Origin of the sequence: Pseudomonas libanensis (assembly GCF_001439685.1) — a bacterium.
GTDB classification, from domain to species: domain Bacteria; phylum Pseudomonadota; class Gammaproteobacteria; order Pseudomonadales; family Pseudomonadaceae; genus Aquipseudomonas; species Aquipseudomonas libanensis.
Map to the genome: position 1 here is coordinate 153,747 of NZ_JYLH01000010.1, position 15,227 is coordinate 168,973.

Sequence of the window (15,227 nt, forward strand, 5' to 3'; positions counted from 1 at the left end):
CACAATTAATTGAAGGAACCCCACCATGCAAAACTGGCAACACTCGGTGATCTACCAGATCTACCCCAAAAGCTTCCATAGCCACGCGGGTAACGCCACCGGTGACCTGCTGGGCATCGTGGACAAGCTCGACTACCTGAAATGGCTGGGTGTGGATTGCCTGTGGATCACCCCGTTCCTGCGCTCGCCGCAACGCGACAACGGCTACGACATCAGCGACTACTACGCCATCGATCCCAGCTACGGGACCATGGCCGACTGCGACCTGTTGATCAGCGAGGCGGCCAAGCGTGGCATCAAGCTGATGCTAGATATCGTGGTCAACCACACCTCCATCGAGCACGAGTGGTTCCAGCAGGCGCGCAGTAGCCTCGACAACCCCTACCGCGACTTCTACATCTGGCGCGACCAACCGAACAACTGGGAATCCAAGTTCGGCGGCTCGGCCTGGGAATACGAAGCGCAGACCGGCCAGTACTACCTGCACCTGTTCGACCATACCCAGGCCGACCTCAATTGGGACAACCCCAAGGTGCGCGCCGAAGTGTTCAAACTGATGCGCTTCTGGCGTGACAAGGGCGTGGGCGGTTTCCGCCTGGATGTGATCAACCTGATCTCCAAGCCCGCCGACTTCCCCGAAGACAACAGCGACGGTCGCCGCTTCTACACCGACGGCCCGAATGTGCACGCATATCTGCAGCAAATGCACCGCGAAGTCTTCGAAGGCCATGACCTGATCAATGTCGGCGAGATGTCGTCCACCAGCCTGGAACACTGCATTCGCTACTCGAATCCGGCTTCGAAAGAACTGTCGATGACCTTCAATTTCCATCACCTGAAAGTCGATTACCCCAACCTGCAGAAGTGGGTGAAGGCCGACTTCGATTTTCTGCAACTCAAGCAGATTTTCTCCGACTGGCAACTGGGCATGCAGGCCGGTGGCGGTTGGAACGCGCTGTTCTGGTGTAACCACGACCAGCCGCGGGTGGTCTCGCGCTTTGGTGACGACGGCGAATACCGCGTGGTCTCGGCCAAGATGCTCGCCACGGCGCTGCACTTCCTCCAGGGCACGCCGTATGTGTACCAGGGCGAAGAACTGGGCATGACCAATCCTGGCTTCGACAAGATCGAACAGTACCGCGATGTGGAAACCCTGAACATCTTCCGCCTCAAGCGTGATGCCGGGGAGTCCGAGGCGTCGAGCATGGCGGCGATCATGCAGAAATCCCGCGACAACGGTCGCACGCCGATGCAGTGGAGCAGCCAGGCCAATGCCGGTTTCAGCCGTGGCGAGCCCTGGATTGGCGTTGCGGCCAACGCTGCGCAGATCAACGTTGAAAACCAGCTGGATGACCCGGATTCGGTGCTGCATCACTACCGCGCCCTGATCGCCCTGCGGCGCCGCGAACCGCTGATCCAGGAAGGCATTTACCGCCCACTGCTGCAAGACCATCGCCAGGTCTGGGCGTACCTGCGCGAAGGCCATGGCGAGCGCCTGCTGGTGCTCAACAACTTCTACGGCACGCCGTGCGAAATCCAGCTGCCCGACCAGGTGATCAATCCGTCGAGCGCGCAGCGGCTGCTCATCAGCAATTACCCCGATTGCCCGGCGCGCACGAGCACGGTGGTGTTGCGCCCCTATGAATCGTTTGTGCTGCACCTGACGGACTGAATGCCCCTGTAGGAGAGAGCAAGCTCGCTCCTACAAGTGATCGCGTCACGCAACAAAGTAAGAAAAAACAATAAAAATAAAGGAGCGTTTCATGAAAACAACAATAAAACTGGGCCTTATTGCGTCGTGCCTCGCGGTGCCGTTTGGCGCCCAGGCCCTGGAGTTCGCCGGTTACTTGCGCAGCGGCGCGGGCACGGCAACGGGCAGTGGCAAGCAGCAATGTTTCCAACTGCCGGGGGCGCAAACCAAATACCGCTTGGGTAACGAATGCGAGCAATATGCCGAACTGGAACTGCGCCAGGACCTGCTGACCCTCGACGACGGCTCGGTGCTCAGCGTGGATGCCATGGCGTCCCTCTACAACAAGTACGACCGCGCCCTGAAGTTCCAGGGTGAAAACAACGGCTCGGCGCGCATGCCGCAGATGTATGCGCAATGGTCCAACCTGCCCAGCCTCAACGGTGGTTCGCTGTGGGCCGGGCGGCGTTACTACAAACGTAACGACATCCATATCTCCGACTTCTACTACTGGAACCAGAGCGCCACCGGTGGCGGGATCGAGGACGTGCTGATCGGCGGCTTGAAATACAGCTACGCCCTGTCGCGCAAAGACAACCTGTACCAGAAGGAATACGCCACCCGCCACGACTTCAACGTAGCAGGTTTCAATACCAACCCGGGCGGCGAGTTGGAGCTTGGCCTGAGTTATATCGCCAAGGCCGGTGGGCGTGATACCAACAGCGGTTGGGCGCTGACCGCGCAGCATGTGCAAACCCCGTTCCTGGGCGGCAAGAACAAGTTTGCCTTGCAGTACGGCGAAGGCCCAGGCACCGGGTTGGGCTACACCGGCAATACCCGGTTGGACAAGAGCAGCAAAAGCTACCGTGCCGTGGAGTTCTTTGACTGGCAGATGACCCCGCGTTTCGGCGGGCAAGTCCAGGCGGTGTACCAGAAGGATGTACGCCCGGGGCGTCAGGACCAGAACTGGATGTCCCTGGGTGTACGCCCGGCGTATGCCATCAGCGAGCAATTCAAGCTGGTCGCTGAACTGGGTCACGATCAGGTCGAGGCCACCGGCGGCACACGCAAGCTGAGCAAATTCACGTTCGCGCCGACCTGGTCGCCCAAAGGCCCGGAATTCTGGGCGCGGCCGGAAGTGCGGTTGTACTACACCTATGCCAGCTGGAACCAGGCGGCCAAGCGCGCAGCGAATGAACTCGCGGCGGGCTCGGCGTTATCCGATACCGGTGCCTATGGCACGGCACGGCACGGGTCGAACGTCGGTGTGCAGGTCGAATATTGGTGGAAGTAATCCGGTAGGTGTACGCGGGCCCGCTCCCACCTTAGGTCTTCGTCATCCTCAACCTTGCATCGACTCAATGATTTTTAAAGAACAACACAAACAGGTGAAGTCATGACCACATCTCAACCCCTGGAACTGCTGGCACCCTTGTCCGGGGTTTTGCTGGCGCTGGATCAGGTGCCTGACCCGGTATTTTCCGGCCGCGTGATTGGCGATGGCCTGTGCATCGACCCCACCTCGCAGACCCTCTGCGCGCCGTTGGCCGGGGTGATCAGCAACATTCAAGACAGCGGCCACGCGGTCAGTGTCACCGCTGATAACGGTGTGCAGGTGTTGCTGCATATTGGCCTGGACACCGTCAACCTGGCGGGTGAGGGCTTCACCCGGCTGGTCGAGGAGGGCCAGCGGGTGGAGGCCGGGCAGCCGTTGATCGAGTTCGATGCCGACTCTGTGGCGCTCAATGCACGCAGCCTGCTGACCTTGATGCTCATTGTGAGTGGCGAGCCGTTTGTACAATTGGTGGCTGATCAGGCGCTGGTCGAGCCCGGCCAGCCACTGTTGCAGGTCTCACCGGGGCAGATGCCCGCCGAGGTGGACGAGGAGCAGGGCAATGCGCTGTTCTCCAAGCCAGTGACCTTGCCCAACGCCAACGGTTTGCACGCTCGCCCTGCGGCAGTGCTTGCCCAGGCGGCGAAGGGGTTCAGTTCAAGCATTTACCTGCATAAGCAAACCCTGAGTGCGAATGCCAAGTCGCTGGTGGCGATCATGGCGCTGCAGACCTCCCGGGGCGATAGCCTGCAAGTGAGCGCCGCGGGTACCGATGCCGAAGCGGCGATCCAGGCGCTGGTGGCGTTGTTACTGGACGGCTGTGGCGAGACGGTGGCGGCGGCCGAAGTAGTCAAGCCTGCCGCGCCGGTATCATCGGCGACCTTGATGCGGGGCGTGTGTGCATCACCGGGCTCGGCGTTTGGGCAGGTTGTCCAAGTGGCCGAACCGGCGCTGAATATTCCTGAAGCCGGTGCCGGCGAAACCTTCGAGCGTGCCGCATTGGCCCGTGGCCTGCGGGCGGCAGCCGAAGCGCTGCAAGCATTGCAAGCCAAGGCCGGCGGCTGTGCCCAGGCCGAAATTTTCCGTGCCCACCAGGAATTGCTCGAAGACCCGACCCTGCTGGAGCAAGCCCACGGCCTGCTCGCCCAAGGCAAGAGCGCCGCCTTTGCCTGGAACAGCGCCACGCTGGCGACCGCGAAACTCTTCGAAGGCTTGGGCAAGGCGCTGCTCGCCGAGCGTGCGGCGGACCTGGCCGATGTCGGCCAGCGCGTGCTCAAGCTGATCCTGGGCGTTCCCGAACGCTCATTGGACCTGCCTGAGTGCGCCATCCTCGTCGCCGAACAACTGACGCCCTCGCAGACCGCCGGCCTGGATACCAGTAAAGTGCTGGGTTTCGTCACCGTCGCCGGTGGGGCTACCAGCCACGTAGCCATCCTCGCTCGGGCGCTCGGCCTGCCGTCCATTTGCGGGGTGCCGGCTCAAGTATTGGCCCTGGCCAACGGCAAACGAGTATTGCTCGATGCCGACAAAGGCGAGCTGCACCTGGAACCGGACCTGGCTGAAATCGAACAACTGCAAGCGGTTCGCCAACAGCAAAAGATGCGGCTGCAGCGTGAAGTCGCACAGGCATCCCTGGCGGCCATCACTCGCGACGGCCATCATGTCGAAGTCACGGCCAACGTCGCCTCGCTGCAGGAGGTCGAGCAGTCCCTGACCCTGGGCGGTGAGGGCGTGGGCCTGCTGCGTTCGGAGTTCCTCTACCTGGACCGCAACCGCGCCCCGAGCCCGGAGGAACAAGCCAGCACCTACAGCGCCATCGCCCGTGCCCTTGGCACCGAGCGCAATCTGGTGGTGCGCACCCTGGACGTGGGAGGCGACAAACCCTTGGCCTATGTGCCGATGGAAAGCGAGACCAACCCGTTCCTGGGCTTGCGCGGTATTCGGCTGTGCCTGGAACGCCCCGAACTGCTGCGCGAACAGTTGCGCGCGATCCTCGCCAGTGCGGGGTTGACGCGGTTACATATCATGCTGCCGATGGTCAGCCTGCTCTCCGAATTGCACCTGGCGCGCCGGATGCTCGAAGAAGAAGGGCTGGCGCTCGGGCTCACCGAATTGCCCAAGCTGGGCATCATGATTGAAGTGCCTTCGGCGGCGTTGATGGCGGATGTGTTTGCGCCCCATGTGGATTTCTTTTCCATCGGCACCAACGACCTGACCCAATACACCCTGGCCATGGACCGCGATCACCCGCGCCTGGCCAGCCAGGCCGACAGCTTCCATCCCGCTGTGTTGCGCCTGATCGCTAGCACCGTCAAGGCGGCCCACGCCCATGGCAAGTGGGTGGGCGTGTGTGGTGCGCTGGCCTCTGAACCATTGGCGGTGCCGGTGTTGATCGGACTTGGCGTGGATGAACTGTCGGTCAGCGTACCGCTGATCCCGAGCATCAAGGCCACCGTGCGCGAACTGGAACTGGTCGACTGCCAACTCATCGCCCGCCAGGTGCTGGGCCTGGAGGAAGCCGGCCAAGTGCGTGAGGCCCTGCGCCTGTACCACGCGGCCACCGTTAAAACCTCACCTGTCGTGGAGCAATGAGCATGTTCGAGAAATTGCAGCGGGCGTTCTGGAAAGCCTTGACGCCGGATTTGGTGGCGGAGTCAGTCGCACCCACGACCCCGAGCCTGTTGTCGGCCGATGTGCTGAGTGCATTGGGCGGGGAGGGGAACGTCACGTCACAGCAGCACGTGGCACTCACGCGGGTGCGCGTGCAATTGAAGGAGGTGGGGCATTTGGATGAGTCGGCGTTGAAGGCAGCGGGTATACCAGCAGTGATGGTGTTGACGGGGGGGGTAGTCCATCTGCTCACCGGCCTATAAGGCGAAGATGATCAAATGTGGGAGCCGGGCTTGCCCGCGATAGCGGTGTGTCAGGCGCCGAATACCTTGACTGTCGCTCCGCCATCGCGGGCAAGCCCGGCTCCCACAGGGATTTGCAGTGTTCGGGCTGTCGTGATCAGAGTTGCGGGGTGTCTTGTGGCGGCTTGGTCTTGTCCACACCCGGCACATGCAGGTTGCCTTCCACCACCTGGTCGCCTTCCAGCTGCGGCTGGGTCACCCAGGTAAGGATGTCGTAGTAACGCCGGATGTTCGCCACAAAGTGCACCGGCTCGCCGCCCCGGGCGTAGCCGTAGCGGGTCTTGCTGTACCACTGCTTCTGCGACAGGCGTGGCAGCATCTTCTTCACGTCCAGCCACTTGTTCGGGTTCAGGCCTTCTTTCTTCGCCAGCAGGCGTGCGTCTTCCAGGTGGCCGGTACCGACGTTATAAGCGGCGAGGGCGAACCAGGTGCGGTCAGGCTCGGCGATCTTGTCGTCCAGTTCATCCTTGATCTTGGCCAGGTACTTGGCGCCGCCCATGATGCTCTGCTTGGCATCCAGGCGGTTGGACACGCCCATGGCCTGCGCGGTGTTCTGGGTCAGCATCATCAGGCCGCGCACGCCGGTCTTGGAGGTGACGGTCGGCTGCCATAGAGACTCCTGGTAACCGATGGCTGCCAGTAGCCGCCAATCGACCTTTTCAGCCTTGGCATAGGCGCGAAAATGCTTCTCGTACTTGGGCAGGCGCTGTTGCAGGTGCTGGGCGAAGGTATAGGCACCCACATAGCCGAGTACATCGACGTGCCCGTAATAGCGATCTTTCAGACGCTGCAGCGTGCCGTTCTTTTCGACCTTGTCCAGGTAGCCGTTGATCTCATTGAGCAGGCTGTTGTCGTCGCCGGCGGCCACGGCCCAGCTCTGGTGGCTGGCATTGCCGAGGTCGAACGCCACGCGCACATTGGGGAAGTACACCTGGTTCATCGCCACTTCGTTGGAGTCCACCAGGGTCAGGTCGATCTGCCCCTCGTCCACCATGCGCAGCAGATCGACTACCTCAACGGCGTCGGATTCTTCGTATTCGATTGCAGGATTCTGCTTTTTCAACGCCGCCAGTTGCTCGGCATGGGTGCTGCCCTTGAGCACCATGATCTTCTTGCCCACAAGGTCAGCGGCATTGGTTGGGCGCGATTGGCCGTTGCGGTAGATGATCTGTGGGGTCACTTCCAGGTACGGGTGGGAAAATCGCACTTGCTGCTGGCGCTGTTCGCTGCTGACCAGGCCCGCGGCAGCAAGTACAGGACCGTTGGGTTTGCCCAACTGGTTGAACAGGTCGTCGAGGTTATCGGCGGTCTCGATTTCCAGCTTTACTCCCAGTTCGTCGGCAAAGCGCTTGACCAGTTCGTATTCGAAACCGGTTTCACCGTTGCGGTCCTGGAAATAGGTGGCCGGGCTGTTCCGGGTGACCACCCGCAATACGCCATCCTCCTTGATTCGCTCGAGGGTGCTGGGTTTGTCAACACAGGCACTGAGCATCAGGAAGAGCAAGGTGGCGATGAGCCATTTGACCCATCGCGGGCGCAAAACGGTTGGGGAGAACATCTGCGCAGTATACGCAAACGGCCCACGGCGCCATATCTCGACAGCGGCGCACTTGTCTGCTAGCGCCGCTCAAACTGTGCTGCAGCCCGCAGAAACGCGGCTTGGCGAGCGATTGTGACGGATAAAATAACTGCGCCCAACGCCGTGGATAGCGCCACGATTGCGTGCAAAGCGTGCCAACTGACGTTCGGCTGCGGCCGCCGGTAGCGTTTCGGGTGCCGTTGGCGAAGGTTTACGCTAGAATGCACGGCCTCAAAGCACACCCCCTTCCGAGGCTGTCCCGAAGATGTTGATCCTGCGCGGCGCTCCTGCCCTTTCTGCCTTTCGCCACAGCAAACTCCTTGAGCAACTGAGCCAGAAGGTTCCAGCTGTTACAGGCCTTTATGCTGAATTTGCTCACTTCGCCGACGTAAGCGGCGTCTTGACCGCCGACGAACAGCAAGTGCTGGCACGCCTTCTGAAGTACGGCCCAAGCGTTCCCGTGCAAGAGCCGACCGGCCGCTTGTTCCTGGTTCTGCCGCGGTTCGGCACCATCTCGCCCTGGTCGAGCAAGGCCAGCGATATCGCCCGCAACTGTGGCCTGGACAAAATCCAGTGCCTGGAGCGTGGTATCGCTTTCTATGTCGCCGGCCAGTTCAGTGATGCCGACGCCGAGCTGATCGCCAGCAGCCTGCACGACCGCATGACCCAGATCATCGTCAGCCAGCTGGAACAGGCTGCCGGCCTGTTCAGCCACGCTGAACCCAAGCCGCTGACCGCGATTGACGTGCTGGGCGGTGGCCGCGCCGCCCTCGAGAAGGCCAATACCGAACTGGGCCTGGCCCTGGCCGAAGACGAGATCGACTACCTGGTCAACGCCTTCAACGGCTTGAAGCGCAACCCCCACGACATCGAACTGATGATGTTTGCCCAGGCCAACTCCGAGCACTGCCGTCACAAGATCTTCAACGCCAGTTGGGATATCGACGGCGAGAGCCAGGAAAAAAGCCTGTTCGGCATGATCAAGAACACCTACGTGATGCACAGCGAAGGCGTTCTGTCGGCTTATAAAGACAACGCTTCGGTCATCGTCGGCTCCGTCGCCGGCCGCTTCTTCCCGGACCCGGAAACCCGCCAGTACGGCGCGGTGCAGGAGCCGGTGCACATCCTGATGAAGGTCGAGACCCACAACCATCCGACCGCGATTGCCCCATTCCCGGGCGCAGCCACCGGTTCGGGTGGCGAAATCCGCGACGAAGGCGCAACCGGCCGTGGTGCCAAGCCAAAAGCTGGCCTCACCGGTTTCACCGTATCCAACCTGCAGATCCCGGGCTTCGAACAGCCGTGGGAAGTGCCGTACGGCAAGCCTGAGCGCATCGTCACCGCGCTGGACATCATGATCGAAGGCCCGCTGGGCGGCGCCGCGTTCAACAACGAATTCGGGCGCCCGGCGCTGACCGGTTATTTCCGTACCTTCGAGCAGTCCATTACCACCCCCCGTGGCGATGAAGTGCGCGGTTACCACAAGCCGATCATGCTGGCCGGCGGCATGGGCAACATCCGCGAAGAACACGTCAAGAAAGGCGAGATCCTGGTCGGCTCCAAGCTGATCGTACTCGGCGGCCCGGCGATGCTGATCGGCCTGGGCGGCGGTGCGGCCTCTTCCATGGCCACCGGCACCAGCTCGGCCGACCTGGACTTCGCTTCCGTACAGCGTGAAAACCCTGAGATGGAGCGCCGCTGCCAGGAAGTTATCGACCGCTGCTGGCAATTGGGTGACAAGAACCCGATCAGCTTCATCCACGACGTCGGCGCTGGCGGTTTGTCCAATGCCTTCCCGGAACTGGTCAACGATGGCGACCGTGGTGGCCGTTTCGAACTGCGCAACATTCCAAACGACGAGCCGGGCATGGCCCCGCACGAAATCTGGAGTAACGAATCCCAGGAACGCTACGTGCTGGCCGTCGGCCCTGAAGACTTCGCACGCTTCCAGGCCATCTGCGAACGCGAGCGTTGCCCGTTTGCCGTGGTCGGCGAAGCCACTGCCGAGCCGCAGCTGACGGTTACCGATAGCCACTTCGGCAACAGCCCGGTCGACATGCCGCTGGAAGTGCTGTTGGGCAAGGCCCCGCGCATGCACCGTTCGGCCGTGCGCGAAACCGAACTGGGCGATGATTTCGACCCAAGCACGCTGGAGCTGGCCGACAGCATCGAACGCGTGCTGCACCACCCGGCCGTGGCGAGCAAGAGCTTTTTGATCACTATCGGCGACCGCACCATCACAGGCCTTGTTGCCCGTGACCAAATGGTCGGCCCATGGCAAGTGCCTGTGGCCGACGTTGCCGTCACTGCCACCAGCTTCGACGTGTACACCGGTGAAGCCATGGCCATGGGCGAGCGTACGCCGCTGGCCCTGCTGGACGCTCCGGCGTCGGGCCGCATGGCCATTGGTGAAACCCTGACCAACATCGCTGCTTCGCGCATTGGCAAACTGTCCGACATCAAGTTGTCGGCCAACTGGATGTCCGCTGCCGGTCACCCGGGTGAAGATGCGCGCCTGTACGACACGGTCAAAGCCGTCGGCATGGAGCTGTGTCCGGAACTGGGTATCACCATTCCGGTGGGCAAGGACTCCATGTCCATGGCCACCCGTTGGAACGAAGATGGCACCGACAAGAGCGTGACCTCGCCGCTGTCGCTGATCGTCACCGGTTTCGCGCCGGTCACCGATATCCGTCAGACCCTGACCCCGCAACTGCGCATGGACAAGGGCACCACCGACCTGATCCTGATCGACCTGGGCCGTGGCCAGAACCGCATGGGCGCCTCGATCCTGGCGCAGACCCACGGCAAGCTCGGCAAGCACGCCCCGGACGTCGATGACGCCGAAGACCTCAAAGCCTTCTTCGCCGTGATCCAGGGCCTCAACGCCGACGGTCACCTGCTGGCTTACCACGACCGTTCCGACGGCGGCTTGCTGACCAGCGTTGTCGAGATGGCCTTCGCCGGCCACTGCGGCCTGAACATCGTGCTCGACAGCGTTGCCGAGGATGCCGCCGAGATCAACGGCATCTTGTTCAACGAAGAGTTGGGCGCCGTGATCCAGGTTCGCCAGGACGCGACTCCGGACGTACTCGCACAATTCAGCGCCGCCGGCCTGGATGACTGCGTGGCCGTCATCGGCCAGCCGATCAACAACGGTGAAGTCAACATCTCCTTCAATGGCGATACGGTGTTTGCCGGCCAGCGCCGCCTGCTGCAACGCCAGTGGGCCGAGACCAGCTACCAGATCCAACGCCTGCGCGACAACGTCGAGTGCGCCGAGCAGGAATTCGACGCGATCCTGGAAGAAGATAACCCGGGCCTGAGCACCATGCTCAGCTTCGACGTCAACCAGGACATCGCCGCGCCTTACATCAAGAAGGGCATTCGCCCACAGGTTGCCGTGCTGCGAGAGCAGGGCGTCAACGGCCAGGTGGAAATGGCCGCGGCGTTCGACCGCGCCGGCTTCAATGCGATTGACGTGCACATGAGCGATATCCTCGCCGGCCGCGTCGACCTCAACGAATTCAAAGGCCTGGTGGCCTGCGGTGGTTTCTCCTATGGCGACGTGCTGGGTGCCGGTGAAGGCTGGGCCAAGTCGGCGCTGTTTAACAGCCGTGCCCGCGATGCGTTCCAGGGCTTCTTCGAGCGCAACGACAGCTTCACCCTGGGCGTTTGCAACGGTTGCCAGATGATGTCCAACCTCAGCGAACTGATCCCGGGCAGTGAGTTCTGGCCGCACTTTGTGCGCAACCGTTCCGAGCAGTTCGAAGCCCGTGTCGCCATGGTGCAGGTTCAGGAATCCAATTCGATCTTTCTGCAGGGCATGGCCGGTTCGCGCATGCCGATCGCCATCGCCCACGGCGAAGGCCATGCCGAGTTCGCCAGCGAAGAAGCGCTGCTCGAAGCCGACCTGTCCGGCACCGTGGCCCTGCGCTTCGTCGACAACCACGGCAAGGTCACCGAAACGTACCCGGCCAACCCGAACGGCTCGCCGCGCGGGATCACCGGCCTGACCAGCCGCGACGGCCGCGTGACTATCATGATGCCGCACCCGGAGCGGGTATTCCGCGCCGTGCAAAACTCGTGGCGCCCGGAAGAGTGGAACGAAGATGGCGCCTGGATGCGCATGTTCCGCAACGCTCGCGTGTGGGTGAACTAAGGCCGTGTACAAGCTCGCCTTCTTCGTGCCCGACAGCCATGTAGAGACGGTGAAAACCGCCGTCTTCGCAGCCGGCGGCGGGCGCATCGGCGACTACGACAGCTGCGCTTGGCAGGTGCTGGGCCAGGGCCAATTCCGCGCGTTGGACGGCAGCCAACCGTTTATCGGGCAGGTGGGCCAGGTTGAAGTAGTTGAAGAGTGGAAAGTTGAGTTGGTGGTGGCAGATGAATTGATCGTGGCTGCTGTGGCTGCGTTGAAGCTCAGCCATCCCTATGAGACACCTGCGTATGAGGTGTGGCAGTTGGCGGATTTTTGATCGGCTGGCTGCATAACAAGAAACCCGCTGGGCCAGTTTGGTCAGCGGGTTTTTTGTTGGCTGCAAGGGCCTCATCGCGGGCAAGCCCGGCTCCCACAGTTTGATCGTATTGTCCTGTCATGCATCAACCCTCTGTGGGAGCTGGCTTGCCTGCGATGGCGCCGGTGCAGGCTCCTTAGACTTTTCTGACAAGCCTTTCAGGTTGTCCGTCGGAACCTGTCTTCCTAGCCTGCCGGTTTGAATTTTCTAGGCGGTGGAGTGATATGAGTCTGACGATCAGAACTGATATGCGGCTATTGCAGAGTGTGATGTATCACATCACAATCGCGCCATGATCGTTAGCTGGAAACATAAAGGCCTTCGTGTTTTTTATGAAACGGGCTCAACGAAAGGGATCAATGCGAACCATGCAAATCGCTTGCGTCGTGTCTTGCTGATTTTAGACAGCGCGAGCCACTGGAGCGATCTGGAACTGCCAGGTTGGCGCTTCCATCGCTTGAAGGGAGATCTTGTCGACTATTGGTCGGTGAGCATCAGTGGCAACTGGCGAATCATATTTCGTATGTTCGACGATCAAGTCGAGTTGGTCGACTATCTCGATTACCACTGAGAAGGGGTCTGTTTATGGGTATGCACAATCCTCCTCACCCAGGGGAGATACTGCTTGAGGATGTTATTCCGGGGCTCGGAATGACCATCACTGAAGTGGCAAGGCGCCTGGGTTTCGCCAGGGAGACCTTTTCAAGAATTCTTCATGGACACGCGCCGGTCAGTCCTGATCTGGCGGTACGGCTGGAGCGTGCTGGCATCAGTAAAGCCCAGATGTGGCTCTCAATGCAGAGCAGCTATGACTTGTGGCAGGCAGAACATCGAGAACAGCCTGTTATTGAGCGGTTTGCTCGGGTTGAGTAAATGAGATCAAAGAGCCCGGTTTAGACCGGATTTTTGTTGGGTGCTGGATTTACAGCTCTCGGAGATTTCCGACACGTCTTTCAGGTTGTCCGTCGGAACTCGCACAACTAACCTTCGTCAGTCGCTGCCAATTCAGTGACCGGGACTGCAAGCCTGAAAAATCACTAGGAGCCTATTCCATATGGAGTTTAATGATGATCAGCGACAACTTGCTAACTGGTTCAATCGCATCTCAAGCCGAGTCCCGCCAAGCTGGTGATTCACCGTCCGACCAGATCTTCACCGTACTACCCAGTCTGAACACCGAAACCCTGCTCGCCAATGCTTCCCAAGACCTGGCATCCGTGCAGGCACTGGCGGGAAATCTGGCTTTTGATGTCGACGGCCCGCAGCGAGATGCAGTGCTGGGGATTCATCGGATGGTGGAGGGAATCCAGTTGATGGTGGATCGAGTGTTGGATTTATTTGAGGTTTCTGAGCAGAAGTAATCGGGCGCCTGCAGGGCCAATTCGCGAGCAAGCCCGCTCCCACATTTTGAATGTATTCACAGATCAAAATGTGGGAGCGGGCTTGCTCGCGAAAGGGACAGTTCAGGCAAAAAGATTTAAGCCCCAGCCCCAATTTCCGGGCCACTGACCAGTCGCTCCAATACCTCGCCCAACCCTAAAGCCTTGTCACCAATCAACAGGTGCCAAACACCGCTGTCCAACTGGCTCACACCCTGGCAACCCAACGCGGTCAGGTGCGCTTCAGACAACCCCGAATCATCCCCCAATTCCACCCTCAGCCGGGTCATCGCCACCGCTTCCAGATGCCGTATATTCCCCCGGCCACCCAACGCATTCAGCCATTTCTCGGCCTCCTGCACATTCACCGTCACGGGCTTATCCACAGGCGCAACCGCTACAGGCACTGCGGCAACAAACCCCGGCATCGCCAAGCGAATTTCATCGGCAATACTATCGGCCATCGGCCCGACCACTACCTGCAAACTGCCGCCGTTCCCCGGCCGCACCACAGCCATGGCGCCCAGCGCTTTCAACTCTGCATCCACCGCCTTGTTGCGATCCACCATGTCCAAGCGCAGCCGCGTGGTACAAGCACCCACACTCAGCAAATTCTCAGCACCACCCAACGCCTGGATATAAGCCGTAGCCCGTTGGTTATCGCTCATCGCTTCGGCCTGCACCACCTGGATATCCTCCCGGCCCGGCGTCTTGAGGTTGAAGCGGCGGATGCAGTAGCTGAACACCGTGTAGTAGATCACCGAGTAGGCCAGGCCCACCGGTACCACCAGCCAGCCATTGGTGGACTTGCCCCAACCCAGCACCATGTCGATAAACCCACCGGAGAAGGTAAACCCGAGGTGAATATTCAACATATTGGTGACGGCCATCGACAGGCCCGTCAGCACGGCGTGGATCAGGTACAGGAACGGTGCCAGGAACATGAAGGCAAATTCAATCGGTTCAGTCACCCCGGTCAAAAACGAAGTCAGTGCCATGGACAGGAAAATTCCGCCCATCACTTTACGGCGTTCCGGCAATGCATTGCGGTACATCGCCAGGCATGCAGCGGGCAGGCCGAACAGCATCACCGGGAACATGCCGGTCATGAACTGGCCGCCTTTCGGGTCGCCGGCAAAGTAGCGGGTCAGGTCGCCCGTGACCACCGCGCCGGTCACCGGGTCGGTGAAGCTGCCGAACACGAACCACGCCATGTTATTGAGGATATGGTGCAACCCGGTGACGATCAGCAGGCGGTTGAATACGCCAAACACGAAGGCACCGAAGCTGCCGCTTTCCATCAGCAGCACGCCGAAGCTGTTGATGCCGTGCTGGATCGGCGGCCAGATCAGGCCAAAGATCACGCCCAGGCCCACCGCCGAAAAGCCGGTGACAATCGGCACAAAGCGTCGCCCACCAAAGAACGCCAGGTACTCCGGCAGCTTGATGTCCTTGAAGCGGTTATACAGCCCGCCCGCCATCAGGCCGCTGGCGATACCGGCGAGCATGCCCATGTTGATGGTGGTATCCATCACCTTGAGGGTCGAGATCATTACCAGGTAGCCAATCGCCCCGGCCAGGCCGGCCGTGCCGTTGTTGTCGCGGGCAAAGCCCACGGCGATGCCGATGGCGAAGATCAGCGCCAGGTTGGCGAAGATCGCCTGCCCGGCATCGTGCATCACCGCGATGTTGAGCAAGTCGGTGTCGCCCAGGCGCAGCAAGAGGCCGGCGATTGGCAGGATCGCAATCGGCAGCATCAGGGCGCGGCCCAGGCGTTGCAGGCCTTCGATAAAGTGTTGGTACATGGCGTGTCTCCC

The 15,227-nt window shown here is 60.9% G+C and carries 11 protein-coding genes; 9 read left to right on the top strand and 2 right to left on the bottom strand.

Going from position 1 to position 15,227, the window contains the following annotated elements:
- Positions 1-25 precede the first annotated feature (25 nt).
- The 4 genes from treC to TU73_RS17005 all read left to right on the top strand — a co-directional run bounded on the left by treC (position 26) and on the right by TU73_RS17005 (position 5,896).
- Complete coding sequence (gene treC, locus TU73_RS16990; protein ID WP_057013192.1) at positions 26-1,672, top strand: alpha,alpha-phosphotrehalase; 1,647 nt, start codon at positions 26-28, stop codon at positions 1,670-1,672.
- Positions 1,673-1,763: 91 nt separating this feature from the next.
- Complete coding sequence (locus TU73_RS16995; RefSeq protein ID WP_057013193.1) at positions 1,764-2,984, top strand: maltoporin; 1,221 nt, start codon at positions 1,764-1,766, stop codon at positions 2,982-2,984.
- A 102-nt stretch (positions 2,985-3,086) separates the two neighbouring features.
- Positions 3,087-5,615: a phosphoenolpyruvate--protein phosphotransferase gene (gene ptsP / locus TU73_RS17000; RefSeq protein WP_057013194.1), complete on the top strand. Its 2,529-nt coding sequence runs from the start codon at positions 3,087-3,089 to the stop codon at positions 5,613-5,615.
- Positions 5,616-5,617: 2 nt separating this feature from the next.
- On the top strand, positions 5,618-5,896 hold the full coding sequence (locus tag TU73_RS17005) for a PTS sugar transporter subunit IIB (protein ID WP_057013195.1): 279 nt from the start codon (positions 5,618-5,620) through the stop codon (positions 5,894-5,896).
- Positions 5,897-6,032: 136 nt separating this feature from the next.
- On the opposite strand, the gene mltF is transcribed toward TU73_RS17005, so the two are convergent.
- On the bottom strand, positions 6,033-7,493 hold the full coding sequence (gene mltF / locus TU73_RS17010; protein WP_057013196.1) for a membrane-bound lytic murein transglycosylase MltF: 1,461 nt from the start codon (positions 7,491-7,493) through the stop codon (positions 6,033-6,035).
- 286 nt (positions 7,494-7,779) lie between these two features.
- Between mltF and purL the strand changes: the two genes are divergently transcribed.
- The 5 genes from purL (at position 7,780) to TU73_RS17035 (ending at position 13,392) form a co-directional block, all read left to right on the top strand.
- A complete protein-coding gene (purL, locus tag TU73_RS17015; protein ID WP_057013197.1) occupies positions 7,780-11,676 on the top strand; it encodes a phosphoribosylformylglycinamidine synthase in 3,897 nt (1,298 codons plus the stop codon).
- Between the two features lie 4 nt (positions 11,677-11,680).
- A complete protein-coding gene (locus tag TU73_RS17020; protein ID WP_054897795.1) occupies positions 11,681-11,992 on the top strand; it encodes a YqfO family protein in 312 nt (103 codons plus the stop codon).
- A 331-nt stretch (positions 11,993-12,323) separates the two neighbouring features.
- Positions 12,324-12,602 (top strand): type II toxin-antitoxin system RelE/ParE family toxin, encoded by a 279-nt coding sequence (locus TU73_RS17025; RefSeq protein ID WP_057013198.1) that lies wholly within the window; start codon positions 12,324-12,326, stop codon positions 12,600-12,602.
- Between the two features lie 14 nt (positions 12,603-12,616).
- Positions 12,617-12,904 carry a HigA family addiction module antitoxin gene (locus tag TU73_RS17030; protein ID WP_057013199.1) on the top strand — a complete coding sequence of 96 codons (288 nt, stop codon included), beginning with the start codon at positions 12,617-12,619 and terminating at the stop codon, positions 12,902-12,904.
- 194 nt (positions 12,905-13,098) lie between these two features.
- Positions 13,099-13,392, top strand: a complete 294-nt coding sequence (locus TU73_RS17035) for a DUF6124 family protein (protein WP_231984766.1) — start codon at positions 13,099-13,101, stop codon at positions 13,390-13,392.
- Positions 13,393-13,508: 116 nt separating this feature from the next.
- Here the strand turns inward: TU73_RS17035 and nagE are convergent, their stop codons facing one another.
- A complete protein-coding gene (gene nagE, locus TU73_RS17040) occupies positions 13,509-15,215 on the bottom strand; it encodes an N-acetylglucosamine-specific PTS transporter subunit IIBC (protein WP_057013200.1) in 1,707 nt (568 codons plus the stop codon).
- Positions 15,216-15,227 lie beyond the last annotated feature (12 nt).

Bases quoted from the DNA above. Each gene is read 5' to 3' on its own strand.
- treC (WP_057013192.1), top strand. From the start codon at position 26: ATGCAAAACTGGCAACACTCGGTGATCTACCAGATCTACCCCAAAAGC.
- TU73_RS16995 (WP_057013193.1), top strand. From the start codon at position 1,764: ATGAAAACAACAATAAAACTGGGCCTTATTGCGTCGTGCCTCGCGGTG.
- ptsP (WP_057013194.1), top strand. From the start codon at position 3,087: ATGACCACATCTCAACCCCTGGAACTGCTGGCACCCTTGTCCGGGGTT.
- TU73_RS17005 (WP_057013195.1), top strand. From the start codon at position 5,618: ATGTTCGAGAAATTGCAGCGGGCGTTCTGGAAAGCCTTGACGCCGGAT.
- mltF (WP_057013196.1), bottom strand. From the start codon at position 7,493: ATGTTCTCCCCAACCGTTTTGCGCCCGCGATGGGTCAAATGGCTCATC.
- purL (WP_057013197.1), top strand. From the start codon at position 7,780: ATGTTGATCCTGCGCGGCGCTCCTGCCCTTTCTGCCTTTCGCCACAGC.
- TU73_RS17025 (WP_057013198.1), top strand. From the start codon at position 12,324: ATGATCGTTAGCTGGAAACATAAAGGCCTTCGTGTTTTTTATGAAACG.
- TU73_RS17030 (WP_057013199.1), top strand. From the start codon at position 12,617: ATGGGTATGCACAATCCTCCTCACCCAGGGGAGATACTGCTTGAGGAT.
- TU73_RS17035 (WP_231984766.1), top strand. From the start codon at position 13,099: ATGATCAGCGACAACTTGCTAACTGGTTCAATCGCATCTCAAGCCGAG.
- nagE (WP_057013200.1), bottom strand. From the start codon at position 15,215: ATGTACCAACACTTTATCGAAGGCCTGCAACGCCTGGGCCGCGCCCTG.